This is a genomic window from Cloacibacillus sp. (assembly GCF_020860125.1).
Classification (GTDB): Bacteria; Synergistota; Synergistia; order Synergistales; family Synergistaceae; genus Cloacibacillus.
Genome location: NZ_JAJBUX010000051.1, coordinates 1 through 20,894 on the forward strand (window position 1 = coordinate 1; position 20,894 = coordinate 20,894).

General features: G+C 57.4%; 13 protein-coding genes and 1 pseudogene. 13 read left to right on the top strand and 1 reads right to left on the bottom strand.

Going from position 1 to position 20,894, the window contains the following annotated elements:
* Nucleotides 1-110 precede the first annotated feature (110 nt).
* Nucleotides 111-635, top strand: a complete 525-nt coding sequence (locus LIO98_RS06540; RefSeq protein WP_291954459.1) for a hypothetical protein — start codon at nucleotides 111-113, stop codon at nucleotides 633-635.
* Nucleotides 636-946: 311 nt separating this feature from the next.
* On the opposite strand, the gene LIO98_RS06545 is transcribed toward LIO98_RS06540, so the two are convergent.
* A complete protein-coding gene (locus LIO98_RS06545; protein ID WP_291954462.1) occupies nucleotides 947-3,103 on the bottom strand; it encodes a S8 family serine peptidase in 2,157 nt (718 codons plus the stop codon).
* Nucleotides 3,104-3,846: 743 nt separating this feature from the next.
* Between LIO98_RS06545 and LIO98_RS06550 the strand changes: the two genes are divergently transcribed.
* The 12 genes and pseudogenes from LIO98_RS06550 to LIO98_RS06605 form a co-directional block, all read left to right on the top strand.
* Nucleotides 3,847-7,647 (top strand): FG-GAP and VCBS repeat-containing protein, encoded by a 3,801-nt coding sequence (locus LIO98_RS06550; protein ID WP_291954465.1) that lies wholly within the window; start codon nucleotides 3,847-3,849, stop codon nucleotides 7,645-7,647.
* Nucleotides 7,648-7,860: 213 nt separating this feature from the next.
* A complete protein-coding gene (locus LIO98_RS06555; RefSeq protein WP_291954468.1) occupies nucleotides 7,861-8,010 on the top strand; it encodes a hypothetical protein in 150 nt (49 codons plus the stop codon).
* A 404-nt stretch (nucleotides 8,011-8,414) separates the two neighbouring features.
* The gene (locus tag LIO98_RS06560; RefSeq protein WP_291954471.1) at nucleotides 8,415-12,116 is read left to right on the top strand and encodes a VCBS repeat-containing protein; all 3,702 of its coding nucleotides are present in this window, start codon (nucleotides 8,415-8,417) and stop codon (nucleotides 12,114-12,116) included.
* A gap of 265 nt (nucleotides 12,117-12,381) precedes the next feature.
* Entirely contained in the window at nucleotides 12,382-14,211 is a 1,830-nt protein-coding gene (locus LIO98_RS06565; protein ID WP_291954473.1) for a helix-turn-helix transcriptional regulator, read from the top strand.
* Between the two features lie 248 nt (nucleotides 14,212-14,459).
* Nucleotides 14,460-14,726 (top strand): (2Fe-2S) ferredoxin domain-containing protein, encoded by a 267-nt coding sequence (locus LIO98_RS06570; protein ID WP_291954488.1) that lies wholly within the window; start codon nucleotides 14,460-14,462, stop codon nucleotides 14,724-14,726.
* Nucleotides 14,726-14,923, top strand: coding sequence for a 4Fe-4S dicluster domain-containing protein (locus LIO98_RS06575; protein WP_291954476.1), 198 nt, complete (start codon nucleotides 14,726-14,728; stop codon nucleotides 14,921-14,923). Before LIO98_RS06570 ends, LIO98_RS06575 begins: the two co-directional genes overlap by 1 nt.
* A gap of 30 nt (nucleotides 14,924-14,953) precedes the next feature.
* Nucleotides 14,954-16,000, top strand: a pseudogene (locus LIO98_RS06580) ([Fe-Fe] hydrogenase large subunit C-terminal domain-containing protein); the annotation flags it as partial.
* Between the two features lie 15 nt (nucleotides 16,001-16,015).
* On the top strand, nucleotides 16,016-16,531 hold the full coding sequence (locus LIO98_RS06585) for a PAS domain-containing protein (RefSeq protein WP_291954491.1): 516 nt from the start codon (nucleotides 16,016-16,018) through the stop codon (nucleotides 16,529-16,531).
* Entirely contained in the window at nucleotides 16,524-17,699 is a 1,176-nt protein-coding gene (locus LIO98_RS06590; RefSeq protein ID WP_291954478.1) for a SpoIIE family protein phosphatase, read from the top strand. The genes LIO98_RS06585 and LIO98_RS06590 overlap by 8 nt, the downstream gene beginning before the upstream one ends.
* A 104-nt stretch (nucleotides 17,700-17,803) precedes the next feature.
* Nucleotides 17,804-18,562, top strand: coding sequence for a selenium cofactor biosynthesis protein YqeC (gene yqeC / locus LIO98_RS06595; RefSeq protein WP_291954481.1), 759 nt, complete (start codon nucleotides 17,804-17,806; stop codon nucleotides 18,560-18,562).
* A gap of 2 nt (nucleotides 18,563-18,564) precedes the next feature.
* Nucleotides 18,565-19,143 (top strand): nucleotidyltransferase family protein, encoded by a 579-nt coding sequence (locus LIO98_RS06600; protein WP_291954483.1) that lies wholly within the window; start codon nucleotides 18,565-18,567, stop codon nucleotides 19,141-19,143.
* 842 nt (nucleotides 19,144-19,985) lie between these two features.
* On the top strand, nucleotides 19,986-20,894 hold a 909-nt coding region (locus tag LIO98_RS06605), incomplete at its 3' end, for a hypothetical protein (protein ID WP_291954485.1).

Below are 20,894 nucleotides of genomic sequence, written 5' to 3' on the forward strand. Positions count from 1 at the left end.
CGGAAAGCAATCGCCGCGCCAAAAATCTCGCTAGCGCTCCTCTGTATGATAAACTGAGGCCATCGCCGGCGGGCCGGCGGGGAAAAACTGCATAAAAGGGAGGCGTCGGGATGAGAGATCGCGGCGTAAAACTCTACAACGTAATATTTCCGATATGGCTGCTGTGGCTCTTTCCGGGGACATGGTTCGTCGTACTGCCAGCCTGTTTTCTCATAGACCTGCTCGTCGTCACACTGACCTTAAGATACCTGAAGGTGAAAGAGGCGGGCGAAAAGGTCAAAACCGTCATCTTAAAAGTCTGGCTATGCGGCTTTGCCGCCGATTTCATCGGTACCGTGGGAATGCTCTCCACGCTCTTTATGGACGGCGGCAGTTTCGGAGGAGGGGTGGGAAACTGGCTGCGCCGGAACGTCGCCGCCGCCGTCGAGCGCAACCCCTTCGACAGCATCTTCGGCCTCCTGTGGGTGGCCGGCTGCGTCGCGCTGGCGGCCTTTTTCATCTATCTCTTCAATTACAGCTTCTGCCTCAGCAAAGCGGGGCTGGAGGAGGGCGAAAAGAAAAAACTCGCCCTCTCGCTCGCGGTATTCACCGCCCCCTATCTCTTTTTTCTGCCGACGGAGTGGCTGTTCTATTAGGCAAGGCGTGGCTGGGACACGGAGAGATTATCAAAGAAGACAGGATATTCCGCTAAAAATAAAATGACGTGAGAGCTGCGCTTCGCCCGCAGCTCCGTGAGACAAAGAGGACCCCTAAGACGCCGGACTCCGGGCCAGACACAGAGCGACGAAAGAGGCGGGTTGATCCTACAGTTATGGGTCAGGCCCGGAGTGACGGGAGGATGAGCCTCCCGCCATTACCGGGCCTGATTTGATATTGCCTTATTACTTATGTTTAACTTCTTTTATCCAGTATCATTCTGTTTTTCCCGCCGCTACCTTTTTCTTCTCTATACCGCCAGCGGCGCCAGCGCGATCAGCGCAAGAACCGCCGCACCCGCGGCACAGCCTCCGGAGCTGGAACCGCCGGAGCCGCTCTCCACTTTGACCAGCGCCGCCGGATCGAGGATGCCGCACTCATTCGCGTCCAGGTCAAACCCACCGTTATCTTTAATGAACAGTACCAGCACGTATACGGCGTCTGGGTCGATGTTTCCGTTATATATGCCGCCGTTCTCATCCTGCACGGTGAAATATCCGTCCGCGAAGGATTTAGGCTCCGAGGTATATTCGTAAAATTTACCCCTGTCGGAGCCCTGGATCTTCAGTACCTTCACGTCCTCCGGCCTCTCCGCCATAAGCGCCCGCCCCATAAGACGGAAACCGAATGCCGCGACGGAACCGGCGGAGGTTATGTCGCCGTCCTCGGTACTGAATACCGGCAGCACGGTCATATCCGATACGGAGCCGGCCACGCCCTTTTCGGTGAGCGCCGCCTTGGCCGCCGCCGACACCGCTTTGCCGGAGGCCTCCACCACGCCGCTGCCGCTGTTGAAGACGACGTCTTCACTGGTCAGGGCTCCGCCGGATGCCTCGATGATCTGCGTCACCGCCTCCTCTTTTGCCTGTTCGTCTTTGGCGTCCACGCTGTAGAGCACGGGCGCAAGCGCGACGATATCCCGCGGCGCGTCCGCCGGCAGCGACGGTACCACAGCCTCGGCGACGGTGCTGAGGCAGGCGTTATAAACGTTCAGCAGGCCGTATTTTGAATAACCTTTGCGCAGCACGTTTTCCGCGCCGTTCAGCAGCATCGTCTTTATCTCATTGGCGGATTTGTCGGGATAGACGGCGCAAAGCAGAGCCGCCGCCCCGGCGACCACCGGCGTGGCCATGGAGGTACCGCTCCAGCTGTCATACTCACTGGCATTGTAATTCTCACTCTGGGAATAGCAACGATATCTGGGCACAGTGCTCATGATGTGGTCACCGGGAGCCATGATGTCCACCCATTTGCCGCTGCTGCTGTAGTTGGAGCCTGAAGCCTCGCCGCGACCGTCGTTTTCGTTCGAAGCGCCGACCGAGATCGTATTGGCGAAGCGGTAGCAGGCGGGATATGAGAGCTGTCCCTTATAATCGGCTCCCGCAGGGTTGTCTATGTCCTGGTCTTCATTCCCCGCCGCCATACAGATGATTATGTCCGCGTCGCTCGCAAGCTTGACCGCCTGCCCATAAGGGTTTGTATCCTGGTCCACCGGCGGATTCCATCCGCCTAAGGACATATTCGCGACGCGGATATTCAATTTGTAGACCTTTTTAAGCATCACTATGTAGTTAAGCCCGGCAATGGCGTCACTGTCATAGCTTTCGGCAGCGAAACCATATTTGTCCTGTGTCACGGTAAATATCCCCACCGGCAGTATCTTTACCTTCCAGTTTACCCCCGCTACGCCTAACGCATTGTTGCCGGCCGCGCCGATTATCCCCGCAACATGCGTACCATGGCCGTCGATATCGCCGGCCGCCGCGTAATTTACCTCGTGGAGATCGTATATCTTTATATCCTCCGACTGCGTGCCGCCGCGAACGACATCGGTGACCTCCACTTCGTTATGGAACATTTTGCCGTAGGTTCCGTCCGGCAGTTCGCCGCTGATATTTCCTGCGAGGTCGGGATGGTCGTAGATAACGCCCGTGTCCAGCACCGCGACATATACTTCGTCGGAACCGGTGGAAAACGTATCCCAAACCTGCGGCGCCTTTATCCGCTTCGGCCCCCACTGCTCGGCCCACAAGGGGTCGTCGGGCGTATTATCCAGCGCCTTTCTTTTGTAGTTCTTCGCCACCCCGATCACGTCGGGATTGCCCTTGAGCTCCTTAATGAGCTCGTCCGCCGTCTTCTGCGGCGAGGATACGAGCGCGATGCTGCTGCCGCTGCCAGCCGTGAGTTCAGGATAACTGCGGCGCACCGTCGCCCCCACGCTCTTCGCGAGCGCGGAGACCTTCGCGGCGGATCTGCTTTTCGCGGAGGCGCTCATCACAGAGCTCTTCGTGTTCGCGTCGCGCATCAGCACGATGGCTTCGTGTTCCGCATAGTCGGCTCCGTATGCCAAAGAGCAGGAGAGCAGGACTATCAGAGAGATAAATAAAGCGCGTATGGAACCCCTCATAAAAGATCTTCCCTTTTTTAACGCCACCGCGCAACATTTCATCGGACGATTCGCCGCGCACCGGCGCGATATTTTGTTCGGTACGGGAAAATATTGAGTGTACCAGCGCTATTATACTTGGAATAGCTGATTTAGTCTCATACTGAGGCGATATGACAAACGATAAGTTGACCGCCAACGCCCGTGCCGCCGGACAAGACCGGCAGCAAAAGACGGCCGTCCCTTTTATCCCGGGGACGGTCGTCTTTTGAAGGTTTTTCGTTATCGCTTAGTTATCGTACTGCGACTGATAAATCCTCACCACTGCTTTGTCACCGTTTTCGGCCTGGAAGGTCAAGCGTCTCGTCGCCCGAGGTGACGGGCTGGGATTCCAGCGTCACCTTGCGCCATTTTATATCATCAAAGGTAGGTTTCGCCGTCCTGCGAGGCGTCATAGGCGGTCATATTTGAGGAGGCGAGGTCCAGCAGATTTTGTTTGTCGTCGGCGGCCCTACAGAACAAATGTTATGACCTCAATAAATTTGTTCAGTTTTTATCTTTGAGCATTGACACTTTATGATTTTACGCATTATGTCCATTGTATAGGATACCGCAGCCATTAACAGGGCAAGGTATCAGCAAAATATGTATATTAAACGATTTGGCATTGACAGTTTATGCACAACGGCATATGAGGTATTGTAATAATATGCTGTTATGTGCATAATTACTTAACAACCAGTTAGCAAAAGGGGGTTTATCATATGCAGAATATATTTTTTATTAAGAAAATCGCTTGCAGCAAAGGAATCTCAGCCGCCGGACGGCAGGGCGACATCTTCCGCGCGCATGGACGGTGGAACACTCTCGGGCGCGTATTCGGGACTCTCTGCCTGTTCTTTATCATCGTATCCGCCGCCGGAGCCGAACCGGTGAAGATCAACGGCAAGAAGCTGGACGACGTGCAGGATATCCTCACAGAGACGATGGGAAGACGAAATTTCCTCAAGCACGACTTGATCCACGCCCTCTGGTACAAGCCGAACAGCTCAAATGACATGGGCTCGGACGTGCGTCTATATCCCATGCGTTTCGACCCGGCGGCGGGCAGCCACACCGAGAAGCCGCCCGTGACTCTTTACGGGTCGCCCCCCAAGGACAACGAATGGACGTCCGGCATGCACCCGGCCATTACGACAAGGCCTGTGGACACAAATAACGGCTACCGCGTCCTGCTGCCCGATTTCAGCCATCACGGTAATACAACGCTCTATCACACCGGCGTGGTGCGCATGGACGAAAACGGCGATTTCAAAATCGACGGTGTGAGGGAGCTGCAAACCAATGTCCCGGCGGGAAACGTCTATCCCACCGGCACGACCGTGGGGCTCTTCGTCGACGGCGAGGAGGCGGAGAGCTTCGTCGCCGCGCGGATGACGGTCGCCGAGGGCGGAAAGACACACCTCGGCGACAAGGTCACCACTTACAACTTCTATCTTGAATTTCTTGACGGGCGTAAGCTGAACGACGGCGCCAACAACTCGCCGACGGCCTTGAGCCTTCCGCTTGGCTCGGCCACCGCCCTATGCCCTAGCGTCCGCGTCGCGGCGGGAGATTTCGACAACGACGGAAAGGCCTCCGAGGTCGCCTGCATCTTCTCCGGCCCCGGCAGAGGCTATATGTTCCAAATATATAAGATCACGCGCGACGCAAACGGCTCGTTCAGCGCCAGCAAGCTCTATGAGCACGACTGTGGGCGGAGGGATAACAGCGGGAAGAACATCGACGGCTGCGACGTGGCGGCGGGGGACTTCAACGGCGACGGGAAGCAGGAGGTAGCTGCGGTCTTCAACGACCTTAATGACGACGGCAGCGAATACGCGACGGTACAAATTTTCTACCACAGCGGCGACGGCTTCCAGACAGAGTATAACAGCGTGCGGGACAAAGACCACCGGCTGGGCGGCACGAGCATATCGGTATATCATAAATTCTACGGTCTGCTCGCCGCCGCCGGCGACCTGGACGGTGACGGGAAAGACGAGATCATCTACGCCGCGCCGCTCTACGGCAACATGAGCTCGGCCAATCAGGGAAACGTATTCCTCTCCGTGTGGAGCGCGGGCGACAATTTCTCCCCCTCTGAAAGGTATTTAATGAGGACGGGCAATTACCTGCAACAACACGGAGCCATGCCTTACTATACACTCCAGTTTCTCTCCCTCGCGGCGGCGCCGCTTTCGGGGAATCTGAACGCAAGCGGCATGGCCTGCTCCGACGTGCTTCTATCTCTGGCGCTGCGTGAGGCTGACCTTAAATCGGACGACGGAAACATCCTCTGGCTCTACAAGAGCAGGCTCTCCGGCACGAGTTTCAGCGGATTTCAGGACGGCGTAAAGATCTTACGTGAGGATAAAGGTTTCGCGGCAGCGCCGATGACGGCGAATTTCGCGAAGGAGTCTCTGCTCCTGGGCGAGCCGACCCACATGGTTATACGCAGCAGAAAGAGTTACGCCTCCGTGATGCAGGCGCCGCCGTATCACGTCGACTATATCACCGCGCCGTGGAGCGAGTCGGGGAGCCCCGCGCTCACAAACTTCTCCTACACGGGCAGCAGCGTGACCTACGAGAAAAACAACACTGAGAGCCAGACGAAGGACATCGCCTTTGACGCGCGGCAGTTCACAGAGCGCGGCGTCGACGTCGGCGGCAGCGCGACGGCGACGGTAAAGAAGCTGGCGGGCTTCTCCGTCGGCGGCAGCGCCTCGCTCGGCTGGAAGAAGAGCACCTCCCAGTCGCTCAGTGCGGCGAACAACAGCAGCGCCTCGACCGCCGCGACGATAACTTCAAAAACCAACACCTCCGACAGCCTCATGTTCTACAAGGCTGACTTCCATATCTGGCGCTACCCCGTGATCGCCCCCGCGCCGACGGGGCTCTTCGGAGCGGCCATCAACGGCACGATCTCCGGAACGGAGGACGGGACGCAGTATTTCACCTACACGATGTCGGACGAGCCGACGCGCGTGCAGGGAGACGCGGGACAGAGCTCGCAGTTTGACGACTACAACCCCATCCACGAGGAGGGCAACCTATTCTCATATCCGACGACGATAGAGGGCACCCCCGGCTACGCGGATAAACAGGTGGACCTTTCGCTCGCGCTCGAAAAGACGCTTGGCGGCGACTACACGGAGGAGCTCACCTTCTCCCAGCAGGTGACGGATATCACAAGTCTCAAGACTATCGCGAAGGACCAGCGAAACGGGAGCCTGTCGCTCAGCCTCGGGTGGCCCAAAATCGTCGCAGGCTCTCTCTCCGTGAACAGTATGAAAGGGCAGGAGATCGGGGACAGCAGCTCTTTCACCAAGTCCTACCAGTTGTCGGAAGGGTTTAAGGCCGACTTCGCCTCACCAAAGCTGGGATTCAATGCCGACTACGTGTCCTATCTCATGAAGATGCGGGCCTACGCCGACGCCGCTGGCGTGATGAACATGGCCTTCGCGGTCGACCTCGCGGACGACCCTACTGCCTGGCTCTGGCGTACCACGGGAAACGGCTCCGTCTACACGCAGAAACCGGACCCCTCGTTAATACTCCCCACCCGTTACAGCCGCTACAAGGACAGCGAAGATCTGATCAAGTGGACCGTCAATCTCGATGAACGCTCCGCGACACAGATACGCGGCATCCGGTTCTACGACAACGACAATCTGGCCGAAACGACCTCATCGCTGCGGCGGGGCGGGAACTACGCGATCAGCATACCCATATATAACGCTAGCTTCGTCGACGCTGGGAACGTCACAGTAGAGATGGGATATACCGACGAGAGCGGCGCGAAACAGAGCATCGGCCGCCGCACAGCCGCGCTGAAGGGCTGGAGGGAGAATACGGAGGACAACAAGGCCGTGGTCTCCTTCGACTGGACCGTTCCCGCCGGCATGACTGAGGGTAACTATGATTTTTACTTCCAGATCGACCCGGACAACGAAATCGACGAAATTCACAAAAATTGGAACGCCACCTCCGGCGACGCGAACTATGACCCCGGCGGCAACAACAAGGGACGTTATCCCTTCGCCGTGACATCGGGTGAAGCCAATTCGAACGCGGCTGCCGACGCGATAGCGGCGGAGGCCTTCTCGATAATGGTCGACGGCATGAGTTTCACCGAATTCCGCGACTCGCTTGCCGACAAAACGGAGGACTTCCGCGCCTACGGGACGGTGGCCTTCAGCGGAGACAGGCCGCTGCACAACGTCTACGTAGAGTTAATAGCGCGCGATATAAAGGGCGGAGCACAGCATGAGCGGCTCGTCGCCAACCGCTACATCCCGGCGGTCTTCCCCGGCGCCGCGAGGGACTTCTCCTTCCTCGTCTCGCCGTCGGAGCTGAAAGGACTCCGCCTGACGGTCGCAATCCGCTGCGACGAGGGCTACATCTCCTTCGAGAAGAAGCCAAGCGGAGGCGGCAGCGGCGGCGGCTGCAATACCGGCTGGGGCGCGGCGGCGCTGCTCCTGGCCTTGGCGCTTCTCTTCCGGCCGCGGCGGCGGACTGATTAGAGGCGAAGCGGCAGAAGTTTTGCCGGACCACTGACAGGATAAATACCGGCAGAGGCGCGGCCGCAGGGGCAGCCCGCGGGCGCGCCTTTATATTCGCGCCGCCACATGAGGGAGAATCGGTGCTTTTTCCCCTGGACAGAGAAGGAAACAAACAGCGATTTAGCTTCTACCCTATCGATGATAAACGGAAGTTTTTTCTTAAAGCCTTCCTCTATGAGGAAGGTGGATCGCCGCCGCCTTTGCGACGAGACGGAAGGAGTGTTGCTCTGTATGGCGCGGGAACCGCGCCATACAGAGCCCGCGGCAAAAGCCGCGGAAGAACCTAAGGTCAACTCTCCCTCAGTCCCTACGGGACAGCTCTGATGTAACTACCAGCCGAATCGCACGAAATCAAAGATTTCGGCTCTCTGGCCGCCTCAGAGAGGGCGCCAAAATCTTTGGTAAACCGCTGTTTATCTTTTACCCTATCGATAGATAAACCGGCGTTTAGGTACGCAGACCGCAACACCATGAAAAGTATGTATAATATACGTAATTTCGCATTGACATTATATTCAGATCACACACAGAAATGTTGCAAAAAAGCGCGGTCATGGCATAATTGTAAAAAATATAAATAGCAAAGGGGAGGCATATATATCATGTTTTTAAGCGAAAAAATCGGCTATGGCGCATACGCCCCCGGCCGGGACAGTCTTTTTGACACACACAGGAAGAGAAAAATTCAAGACGATATACCTCCCGTATACTCTGGGAGTATCTTTGACATGCGCGGAGAGGGAAAGTTTCTCCGGCGCCTCTTAGGGACGTTCTGCCTGTTCTTTATCATCGTCACCGCCGCCGGTGCCGATCCGGTGAAGATCAACGGCAAAAAGCTGGACGACGTACAGGATATTCTTACTGAGACCGTGGGAGGCCGAGACTTCATCAAGCAGGACCTTCTCCGCGCCGTCTGGTACAACAGCGGCGGCCAGTCTCTGAACCTTTACCCCGGGCGCTTCGACCCCTCGAAGAACTATGAATATAAACAGGAGTCGAAACTGTATCTTTATGACTTGGCCCCCAATGACGGCGAATGGACGTCGGGCATGCACCCGGCCATTACTACAAAACCCGTGGATAAAGACAACGGCTACCGCGTCCTGCTGCCCGATTTCGACCATAAAGGAGGCAAGGGCTGGCTCTATCGCACAGGTGTGGTGCGCATGGACAAAGACGGCAATTTCAAGCTAGAGAACAATGGGTCGCGAAAAGCCAACGTCAAAGCGGGGAACGTCTATCCGACCGACACCACCGCGGGGCTCTTCGTCGACGGCGAGGAGACGGAGAGCTTCGTCGTCGCGCATATGAGGACGCCGGATGGGAAAGGCCAGCAACTCGGCGAGAATACCACCTACGACTGCTACCTCGAATTTTTGGACGGACGCCTGCTGGACAGCAATTCGCCGACAGGCAAGAGCCTTTATCTTGGTTATGCGCAAACGTCATACCCGACCGTCCGCGTCGCGGCGGGAGATTTCGACAACGACGGGCAGGCCTCCGAGGTCGCCTGCATCTTTTCCGGCCGCGGCAGCCAAGGCTATGTGTTCCAGATATATAAGGTCACACGCAACGCGGACGGCTCGTTCAGCACCAGCAAGCTTTACGAAGGCATCTTCGGGCACAGGGATAATCGCGGATATAACATCGACGGCTGCGACGTGGTGGCGGGGGACTTCAACGGCGACGGAAAGCAGGAGGTAGCGGCGGTCTTCAACGACCTTTACGGCGACAGCGGATACGCGACGGTACAGATCGTCTACCACGACGGCGGCGGCTTCAAATCTGAGTGGAACTATGTACGGGACGACGGTGACCACCGGCTGGGCGGCACGAGCACATCGTTATATCATAAATACTACGGCCTGCTCGCCGCCGCCGGCGACCTGGACGGCGACGGGAGGGACGAGATCGTCTACGCCGCGCCGCTCTACGGCGACTCGCTCCAACAGGGGAATATCCTCCTCTCCGTGTGGGGAGCGGACACAAAGCACCACCCCTCTGAAAAGTACCTAATGAGGACGGACAACTACACCAACCCCGACTGCTACGCGCTCAGGAGCCTCTCCCTCGCGGCCGCGCCGCTCTCCGGGCAGGTGAACGCAAATGGGATGCCCTGCGACAACGTGCTTCTGTCCAGAGCGACACATGATTACAATGGCAATATTACAGGAGACTACCTCTGGCTCTACAAGAGCAGGCTCTCCGGTACGAGCTTCGTAGGATTTCAGGATGGAGATCGGCTATCCCATGGACCCAGCGGCTACGCGGCGGGGCTGATGACGGCGGACTTCGCGAGGGAATCCCTGTTCCTGGGCCAGCCGACCCACATGGTCGTGCGGCAGAGAAAGAGTTACGCGACGATCATGCAGACGCCGCCATACCACGTCGACTACATAACCGCGCCGTGGAGCGAATCAAATGACCCCGCGCTCACAAATTTCTCATACGCGGGCAGCAGCGTGACATATAAGAAAGACGACACGGAGAGTCAGACGAAAGACATCGCCTTTAACGTGCGGCAGTTCGCCGAGCGCGGCGTAGAGGCCAGCGTCAGCGCAACGGCGAAGGTAAAGAAGCTGGCTGGCTTCTCATTCGGCGGCAATGCCTCGCTCGGCTGGAAGAGGGGTACCTCCCAGTCGCTCAGCATGGCGAACGAAAGCAAGATCTCGACCGCCGCGGAGATAAGCTCAGCCACCGACACCTCCGACAGCCTCATGTTCTACAAGGCGGACTTCCACATCTGGCGCTACCCCGTGATCGCCCCCGCGCCGGAAGGATTTTTCGACGAAACGAAGCCCCTCAATGATCCCTTCAACGGCACGATCTCCGTGACGGAGGACGGGACGCAGTATTTCACCTGCACAATGTCGGACATGACGACGCGCGTGCAGGGAGACGCGGGGCAGAGTTCGCAGTTCGACGACTATAACCCGATACACGAGGAGGGCAACCTTTTCTCATATCCGACAACGATAGAGGGCACCCCCGGCTACGCGGATAAACAGGCGGAACTTTCGCTGGCGCTAGAAAAGACGCTTGGCGGCAACTACACGGAGGAGCTCACCTTCTCCCAGCAGGTGACGGATATCACAAGTCTCAAGACTATCGCGAAGAACCAGCGAAACGGGAGCCTGTCCCTCAACATCGGGTGGCCTAAAATAGCCTCTGGCTCTCTCTCCGCGAGCGGCACGGCTGGGCAGGAGATCGGGGACAGCAGCTCTTTCACCAAGTCCTACCAGTCATCGGAAGGGTTCAAGGCCAGCTTGGTCTCACCAAAGCTGGGATTCAACGCCGACTACGTGTCCTACCTCATGAAGATGCGGGCCTACGCCGACGCCGCGGGCGTGATGAACATGGCCTTCGCGGTCGACCTCGCGGACAACAAGAACGCCTGGCTCTGGCGTACCACGGGAAACGGCTCCGTCTACGCGCAGAAACCGGACCCCTCGTTAATACTCCCCACCCGTTACAGCCGCTACAAGGACAGCGAAGATCTGATCAAGTGGACCGTCAATCTCGATGAACGCTCCGCGACACAGATACGCGGCATCCGGTTCTACGACAACGACAATCTGGCCGAAACGACCTCATCGCTGCGGCGGGGCGGGAACTACGCGATCAGCATACCCATATATAACGCTAGCTTCGTCGACGCTGGGAACGTCACAGTAGAGATGGGATATACCGACGAGAGCGGCGCGAAACAGAGCATCGGCCGCCGCACAGCCGCGCTGAAGGGCTGGAGGGAGAATACGGAGGACAACAAGGCCGTGGTCTCCTTCGACTGGACCGTTCCCGCCGGCATGACTGAGGGTAACTATGATTTTTACTTCCAGATCGACCCGGACAACGAAATCGACGAAATACACAAAAATTGGAACGCCAGCGCAGGCGACGCGAACTATGACCCGGGCGGCAACAACAAAGGACGCTATCCCTTTGCCGTGACCGCGGGGGATAAGGCCGCCTCGGACGCCGCGACCGGCACAATAGCGGCGGAATTATTCTCGATAATGGTCGACGGCATGAGTTTCACCGAGTTCCGCGACTCGCTCACCGGTAAGACGGAGGACTTCCGCGCCTATGGAACGGTGACCTTCAACGGAGACAAACCGCTGCACAACGTATACGTCGAGGTGACGGCGCGCGACACAAAGAATGGCACGACACAGGAGCGGCTCGTCGCCAACCGTTATATTCCGGCGGTCTTCCCCGGCGCCGCGAGAGACTTTTCCTTCATTGTCTCGCCGTCGAAGCTGGAAGGACTCCGTCTGACGGTCGCGATCCGCTGCGACGAGGGCTATATCTCCTTCGAGAAGAAGCCAAGCGGCGGCGGTGGTGGCGGCGGCTGCAATACCGGCTGGGGCGCGGCGGCGCTGCTCCTGGCCCTGGCGCTCCTCTTCCGGCCGCGTCGGCGGGCTGATTAGAGGCGAAGCGGCAGAGGTTTTGCCGGACCACTGACGGGAGAATCACCTACAGAGGCGCGGCCGCCGGGTTTACCTCAGCGGCCGCGCCCTTTATACAGAGCGCCCTTCCGGGCCGGAGGACGGCCCTCCGCCCGCGGGTGACGGGCGCGTGGTTTACACAGGCGCGTAATGTTCGGAAAATATGTATAATATCTATATTGGCATTGACATTATACACCGGCAGCACATAAAAAATATCGCCGCAGCCTGTAAAGAGGGAATATAATTGGAGCGGGAAGGGGAGACGACGACGATGTTATTCAACGAGAAGCTGAGTGCGGTAAAGGGACTTTTAAAGACGACCAACGTCGCGCTGGCACGCGCCGCCGGCATCGACGCCTCCTGCGTCTGCCGCTGTGTGAACGGCAGTTATGTGCCGTCGAAAAACAGCCGGATATTAAGCTGCATCACCAACGGCGTTGTAAAGCTGGCTGATGAAAAGAGAGCCGCGGCGCTGTACGGACTGTGCGGCGGCGAAGCGGGGCGGATGCTGCGCGAGGCGCTCTTTGCATGGTTCAGCGCGGATGATTCTGGGCTGAAAAAAGAGCGCGCCGTAAGGAAAAGGTCCGCGCCGCAGCTCGATAAAAAAACTAAGAGGGCGGAGAGCGCCCTGCTCGCCGCCAAGCTGAATTTCCTCATGGAGCAGCTGGGCGTCTCAAACGCGGCGCTGGCCCGCTATGTGAACGTCGACGCCTCGGCGATATCGCGCTACCGCGCGGGCAAGCGCTCCCTAAGCTCCCATGCGGAAATTTTACCGGAATTCTGCCGCTATTTCGCCTTTCTCTCCCGTTCACAGAAGCTGCCGGAGCCCCTGGCCTCAGAACTACGCTTCGGGGAAGAGGATGAGGAGTCGGCGGCGGCAAAATTTTTGGAATGGTTCAGAAAAGACGACGCCTCCCATCTGGCTCTGACGCGAGGCTTTCTCGACGGTATCGCGGAGGCGGCGGAGATACCGCAGGCGCAGCGCCAGACGCAGTTTGGGAAGGCGGCGGGCGGCAAAGGTTTGAGCGTCGCGGAGGAGATGTTCCTCGGAGGCGGCGCCGTCCAACGGGCCTTTGCCAGATTCACGGAGAGCGCGCTTGATTCGGGAAAGGGGCGGACGATATACTTTTACGCCGCAGATTCCGGCGGGCTCGGCGGCGGCTTCGCCGGATTGTGGAGTTCACTGGCCTCGGAGCTGATCGCCGCCGGAAACAGGATAAAGGTGATCCACCAGCTCGATTTTAATGTTGAGGGGATGTTCCGCGCCGTCGAGCCGTGGCTGCCACTCTACCTATCCGGACAGGTGGAGCCCTTTTATCTCACGAAGCCGCACCGCTCGCTCATGAACGAGTTTGTCGGCGTAGCGGAGGGGCTTTCGACCCTCTATTTCTCTAACGCGGACAACGACAGCCAAGAGGCGGCGGCTTTTTTCACCCAAAATGGAGACAAGGCAGCGGTCATAAAGGGCCGTATCGCACACCTGCTCGCCTCCGCAAAGCCGCTGCTGGAGATATATACGAGGGACAATCTGGAAAAGCTGTACGGCGACCTTGACCACCATCTGCACGCCGACGGTGATATTGTGAAGGTCATGCCGCTCCTTTCGCTGGAGACGATGCCGGAGCAGCTGGCGGAGAAGATCTTCGACGCCCACGGCATCACGGGAAACGAGCGCGCCCTCTTCGACAGGTATTACCGCGAGAGGAGAGCGACCTTCCTCTCATCCCTGCGCGAGGTGAACGTAACGGAGATATACCCTCGCTTCTCCGAGGACGAGGCAGCGGCGGGAAAGATAACGATGCGTCGTCCCTGGCTCTCAGAGGGCGAGCATTCGCTCTATTCACCCGCCGAGTACAGGGAACACATGGAGGCGATGGCGGCGCTGGAGAGGGAGCACGCCAATTACCGGCGCGTATTCTTCCGCGATTTCCCCTTTAAGAATATGGATATAATCTCCAAGCAGGGGCAGGCCGTCTATGTGATAAAAAACGGCGCCCCGATGACGGCCTTTTCTTTCCTGCACTCGCATATGAATTATGTGCTGGAGAGGTACATAGAGCGATTCACGCGCTGACGCCGCGGCACGGGGAAAACAAAACCAACGCCTCTAGGCTCCGGCTCGGAGGCCGGAGCGACGGGACAGAACCAACCCCGCCCCTATCCGTCACTCCGGGCTTGACCCGGAGTCCGGCGGTTTTTCTTTTATCACGGCACGGCGAAGACACAATGTTCAGGCGCAGTGTTTTTTTTGCGGTTTTTCATGTGTGAATTTAATCACAAAATGTTCTTTTCTGGTAAAATATAGGCTGTGGTGATAACTTTATTTGGGAGGGATGCGGATTGACAGAGGTCGTGATTTGCGTCGGAAGTTCCTGTCATCTTAAGGGAGCGCGCCGTGTCGTGGAAGGGCTGACAAAGCTGGTGACGGAACAAGGGCTTACCGAAAAGGTAAAGCTCTCCGGTTCGTTCTGCATGGGGCGCTGCGAAGAGGCGGGCGTATCTGTCAAGGTAAACGGCGAGATCCACTTTGTGGACCCCGATCAGATAAAAGAGTTTTTTGACAATGTGATAATAGGTGGTAATCGGTAATGAAGTATATCAATGTCGCGGAGGCAAACTGCAAGAACTGTTATAAGTGCCTTAAAGTCTGCCCCGTAAAGTCGATCAAGTACAGCGACAATCACGTCGAGGTGCTTGAAAATGAGTGTATTCTCTGCGGCCGCTGCATACGCAACTGCCCGCAGCACGCGAAGTCTCTGGTGAACGATATCAGCGGCCTTAAATAGGCCATACGAGCGGCAAACGCATCCGCAGGCTTGCCCCCTGAGGTAATTTCAAATGTTCGCCAAGGCGAACAGGGGGCGGCGCGCGAGAGCCGCCGCAGGAAGGTCGCGGCGCTCGCCCCCTCCTATATCGCCTCTTTTGGTACGGAGAACCGTTTCCGCATCGCGGGAGCGCTTCAAAGCCTCGGCTTTGACGCCGTGGAGGAGACCTCCGTCGGCGCGCACGCCGTCACCAAGGAGTACGCGCGTATTCTTGAGAGCGATGAGATGGACAATATGATAACAACCTGCTGCCCCTCCGTCGTATTTCTCGTGTAGAAGTATTTTCCGAAGCTGACGCCGCAGCTCGCCCAGGTGCTTTCACCGATGGAGGCGCACGGCGAGTTCCTGCGCCGTAAGTACGGCGACGACGCGCTGATCGTCTTTTTCGCCCCCTGTATCTCAAAGATAGAGGAGGCGCGCGTCTCCGAGAAGCGTTATATCGACGGCGTAATCACCTTCAAACAGCTTTCGCGCTGGTTCGTGAAGGAAGATATCGAACTTGAAAAGTGCGCCGAGGGCTATTTCGGCAACGACCCGAGCTCTTCGGCGATTTACCCGATATTCGAAGGCATCGTGAAAGACGTCCGCGCCAACCTCCCCGAGGACTCCCACGTATTCAATAAATATAACTTTATCAGCGTCCAGGGGGCGAAGGACGTCATCGAGCTGCTGGAGGAGATCAGCGAAGGGCGCATCCACAACTGTTTCATTGAGGCAAGCACCTGCTACGGCAGCTGCATCAACGGCCCGGAGAAGCCAGATACGGAATATCACCCCATCAGCACCGGCATCGACATGATGCGCTATCTGCGCGCGGACAGGGATATCCGCGAGGCGGACCTCTCCTCGCTGGACCTGAGCCGCCGCATCCTGCCCGACCCGGTGAAGGAGGATATCCCCGACGAGGAGACGATACGCTCGATACTGGCACAGATAGGCAAGACGCAGCCCTCGCACGAGCTGAACTGCGGCAGCTGCGGCTACCGTACCTGCCGCGACAAGGCGATCGCCGTGTATCAGAATAAGGCGGAACTCTATATGTGCCTGCCCTATATGAGCCAGATATCGGAGACGCTTGCAAACGTCACCCTCTCCGTAAGCCCCGACTATATCATCGCCGTGGACCGCGATCTGCGCGTGAAAGAGTGTAATCTCGCGGCGCAGCATCTTCTCAAGATGACGAAAAACGAAGTCGTGGGACGCCGTATCGACGAATTCCTCGACCCGCTGGATTTCGCGCTCGCGGTCGGCGAGGAGAGGAACGTGCCGCTTCATAAGGTGAGCTACAATGAGCGCGGCATCACCGTCAACCAGACCGTCATCTATATTCCGGAGCAGGGGCTCGCGATCGCCTTCCTCCACGACGTCACGAGGCAGGAGCAGGAGACGGAGTCTATCAACAAGCTGAAGCTGGAGACGATGGAGATGGCGCAGAACGTCATCGACAAGCAGATGACGGTCGCCCAGGAGATCGCGAGCCTGCTCGGAGAGATGACGGCCGAGACCAAGGTGACGCTGACGAAGCTGAAGGACCTGATCGTCTATGACGGAAATAACGGCAATGGATAGTATATGTATAGACGCCTGTTATAACAGCCTGATAAAGAAGAACGAAGAGCTCTGCGGCGACCGCGTGCAGGTGATAAACTCGCCGGAGAGCATGCTGCTCGTACTCTCGGACGGCCTCGGCAGCGGCGTGAAGGCCAATATCCTTTCGACGCTGACCTCGAAGATCATCTCCACGATGATCAGCCGCGGCGCTTCGATCGAGGACACGGTGGACACCATCGCGCATACGCTGCCGGTCTGCAAGGTGCGCGGCATCGCCTACTCCACCTTCATGATCCTCAACATCCAGAGGGACGGCAAGGGCTATCTCGCGGAGTACGACAACCCTCCCTGTATGCTGATACGCGGCGGCCACCACATCCCCTTTGAATATGAGGAGAAGACTATCGGCGGCAAGCTGGTGCGCGAGAGCCGCTTCACAGCGCAGGAGGGCGATTATTTCGTCATCGTCAGCGACGGCGTGACGCAGGCCGGCATGGGCGAGACTCTTTCATTCGGCTGGGGCTGCGACGAGGTGGCGGATTTTCTCTGCGGACCATGCGGGGAGAGGCTCTCCGCGCCGCGCGTCATCAACCGCGTGCTCGACGTCGCCAAGGATCTCTATCTGGGCAAACCGGGCGACGACACCACCGTCTCCATCGCGCACATTCTGCCCAAACAGCAGGTGAGCCTATTTTCGGGGCCGCCGAAGAACCCGGAGGACGACGCGCGCATCGTCAAGGATTATATCGAAACAAGCGGGCTGCATATCGTCAGCGGCGGCACAAGCTCCGAGATACTCTCGCGCGAGCTGAAGCGTCCGCTGCATGTAAATATCGACTATACGGACAGCGACATCCCTCCTATGGCGTCGATCGAGGGCATCGACCTCGTGACGGAGGGGGTAATGACGCTCAAGCACGCCATCGCGATGATCGAAGAGTACATAGACCGCCCTGCGGTCCCGAGGATGATCTCCGAACTCGACGACCAGCACGGCGCGGCAAAGCTCGCGAAGATCCTCATCGAACGCTGCACTCACCTGAAGCTCTTCATCAGCAAGGCGGTGAACCCGGCGCACCAGAACCCAGACTTCCCCACCGAGCTACGCGTGAAGTCGCGCCTGATGGACGATCTCGCGGCGGTGATGACAAGGCTCGGGCGGCACGTGGAGAAAAATTATTATTAAATCTTCCCGTCCGCGGTTAAATTTTAAGGCTTCGTCCCGGGACGAAGCCTTTTTTGTATATAATAGGAGCGCAGATTCTTTAAAATCCAGAGGTAGCCAGGTTCATGAGAGAAATTTTTTCGTTTTTGGCGGAATATATCGATAAAAACAAGATAACCCTCGCCGCGATAACCGGCGGCGGCGGGAAAACTTCGCTGCTCTACGGACTGGGGCGCGAGCTCGCTGCCTCGCGGCGGGCGCTGCTCACGACGACGACGAAGATATTCCGCCCCACCCCCGGGGAGTGCCGCGACCTCTTCGTAGGACCGGCAAGGCTCTGTCTCTCTTTCCTTGAGGCGATGCCGCACGCTTCGCTGCTCACGGCGGCCTCCGGCGAAAGCGGCGGCAAGCTGCTGGGCTATACCCCCGAGGAGATCGAGCGGCTGGCGGACTGCGGCGCGGCGGTGATCGCGGAATGTGACGGCTCGCGCGGACGCCCGCTGAAATTTTACGAGGCCTGGGAGCCGCCGGTGCCGCAGGGCTGCGGCTGTCTCTTCGCCGTCGCGGGAGCCGGCGCGCTCGGCGAAAGGGCGGACAAGGAGCGGATATTCCGCGCCGGCAAGTTCCGCGCCCTGCACAACATCGCTGAGGGGGCAAAGATCACCGCCGCCAATTACCTGAGCTATCTGAGCCACGCGGAGGGGCCGCTGAAAAACGCCCCCCGCGGCGCGAAGAAGATCCTGCTGCTCAATCAATGGGAAACCTGCGGCGAGGACTCCCAGGCGGCGCTTGCCGGGATCATCCCCGCGCTGCTTGAGAGTTACGACGCGGCGGCCTGCGTCTCAATGCGCCGCAACATACTTTACGACTACCGGGAGAGATGATAATGAACGTGATACTGCTGGGAGCGGGGCTCTCAAAACGCATGGGACGCCAGAAGCTGCTGCTCTCATTCGGAGATAGGAACGTCATTGAGACGGTGATAGAAAACCTGCGCGGCGCGGGACTTACGCGCATCTGCGCCGTGCTCTCGCGGGAGGTGGCCTCCGCGCTCGCTCCCATCGCAGGAACGCTGGAGGTCGGCATCAACGAAGAGCCGGAACGCGGACAGTCCAGCTCGCTGGCGATCGGGCTCGATATGCTGCCGGAGGGAGAGGACTTCTGCATCATGCTCGGAGACCTGCCGCTGGCGCGCGCGCAGGATATCGCGGCGCTCGCCAAACGTTTCGACGGGCTGCCGCCGGAAAAGAGCGTCCTCGCCCCCTGCCGCGGCGGCGTATTCGGCCACCCGATGTTTTACCGCTCCGTATGGCGCGAACGCTTTCGCGGCGCGAGCGGCGACGTCGGCGGTAAAAAAATCCTCATGCGCTACGAACCGGAGATCGAGCGCGTCTCGGTCCCAGATTCGCATTTCAAGGACATGGACACGCCGGAGGAGTATGAAAAGCGCCTGAAAGAGGCGTAAACCACCCGCATTCGCTAAAAGATAAAAACACAAATCAAAGAGCCGGTCGCCGTGATGTTTTCGTCGGTCGGCTCTTGTGTTATGTCTGTATGCCTAAATCCGTCCCGAAAGCCATTATTACACTCTTGAAGAGAGCGCCCCGACAGCGCGCGAAAATTCTAAAAAAACAGGTCACAAACATTAAAGAGACACGGTAAAACACACGAAATGCTTTTACATTATTTTGGTTTTATACAAAAATCCACGAAAAAATTGCCTTTTACTCAAATTTTTTCTTTAATTGTAAACTGGTTATTTCTACGGGATAAAAATAGGCATATTCTGCTTGGCGTAAAAAATAACCGGATATTATTTTTGTCGGCAACACCCAAAGGAGGAGGCGGATCACAAAAATTTAATTTGTCAAACGGGTAAAAACAGATCAAGAAACCTTGATAAAACAGGTTTCGTGTTTGTAAAAACGGTATTCGCGGTAACAAAGTTATCCTTCTGTCAACCTATGAGACATTTATGACGCGGGCAAGCGGAATCACAAAACTGCTCCGCAGAGGTAAACGGCCGGATACGTCATAAATTACGCTGGCGCCGATATTTTGAATCGGCGGGGAGCGAACTCTGATTTCGTCTGAAAATCAGGGCCACCTCCGGCGTGTCCTTAAACCTGGACCGCCATGCGGTGCGGCCATATCTCCCGTTATATACGCCATTTCTGAATCATCAGGAGACATAGCCAATAGGAGAGACCGATGCCGTTTCAGGGAGAGAGGCCATTTACGTCCGTGTTTCATAACCGACGGATGTTCGAGAGATGAAATGAAGAGAAGAAAGGTGAATAGTATCAGATGAAAAGAATGCGAGTAATCTGCGCCGCCGCCATACTGGCGCTGTGCGTATACCTCACGCCTGCGGCCGCCGAGAAGATTTATACCGCCCCGGTCACCGATAGCTATGAATGGGACGAAGATGTGACGATCACAACCAACGGTATCGTCAACGAGGACAGCCGGGAGGGCGGCGGTATTTATTTCTGTACGAATGGTCCAAATCAGACCTTCGTCATGGTGGAAGCCGATCATCTGGTGAAGATACGCGCTAACCTGGGAGAGGGAAACGAACAGGGAGACAAACTATACGGCGTAAGGACATCCGGGGCGCATAATGCGGTCTTTCTTCTTGGCAAAGCAGACATCGAGGCCGGATATATGACCCTCAGCGCGGAGAACGCCACCTCAATCATAGTCGGCGACTACTCGAGCTTGATTACCACGAGTTCGCATTTCGGCGTACACAGTTCCAACGACAGCAATATCTATATCGGCGACAACGTGCTGATCCAGGCGGGAGACAAAAACGACTTCACATCCAACGGCTACACAGTCTGGGCGAAATGCGACGGAGGCATCTTCGACACAACTATTCAAATCGGGGACCACGCACAGATCTCAAACGCGGGAAACTATACGAAAGACGGAGCGGCCGTTTACGCGCAGGGCGGGGGGATAATCACGATCGGAGATGATTCGGGGATAACTTCGATAGGTGAACGGGACCCCACGGTGAAAATAAACCGTCACAATATCGGCGTACGCACCGACGGCTGGCATTGGAGAACGACCTACGTCCCTCATAGCCTCCCCTTATCCTACGCCGAGCCGGAACTGATCCTTGCCCCCTCTAAAGTGGTGCTGGGCGACCATATCTCTATCTACACGGACGGCAGAGAGGGCAACATGGGGATATACGCCTCCGAC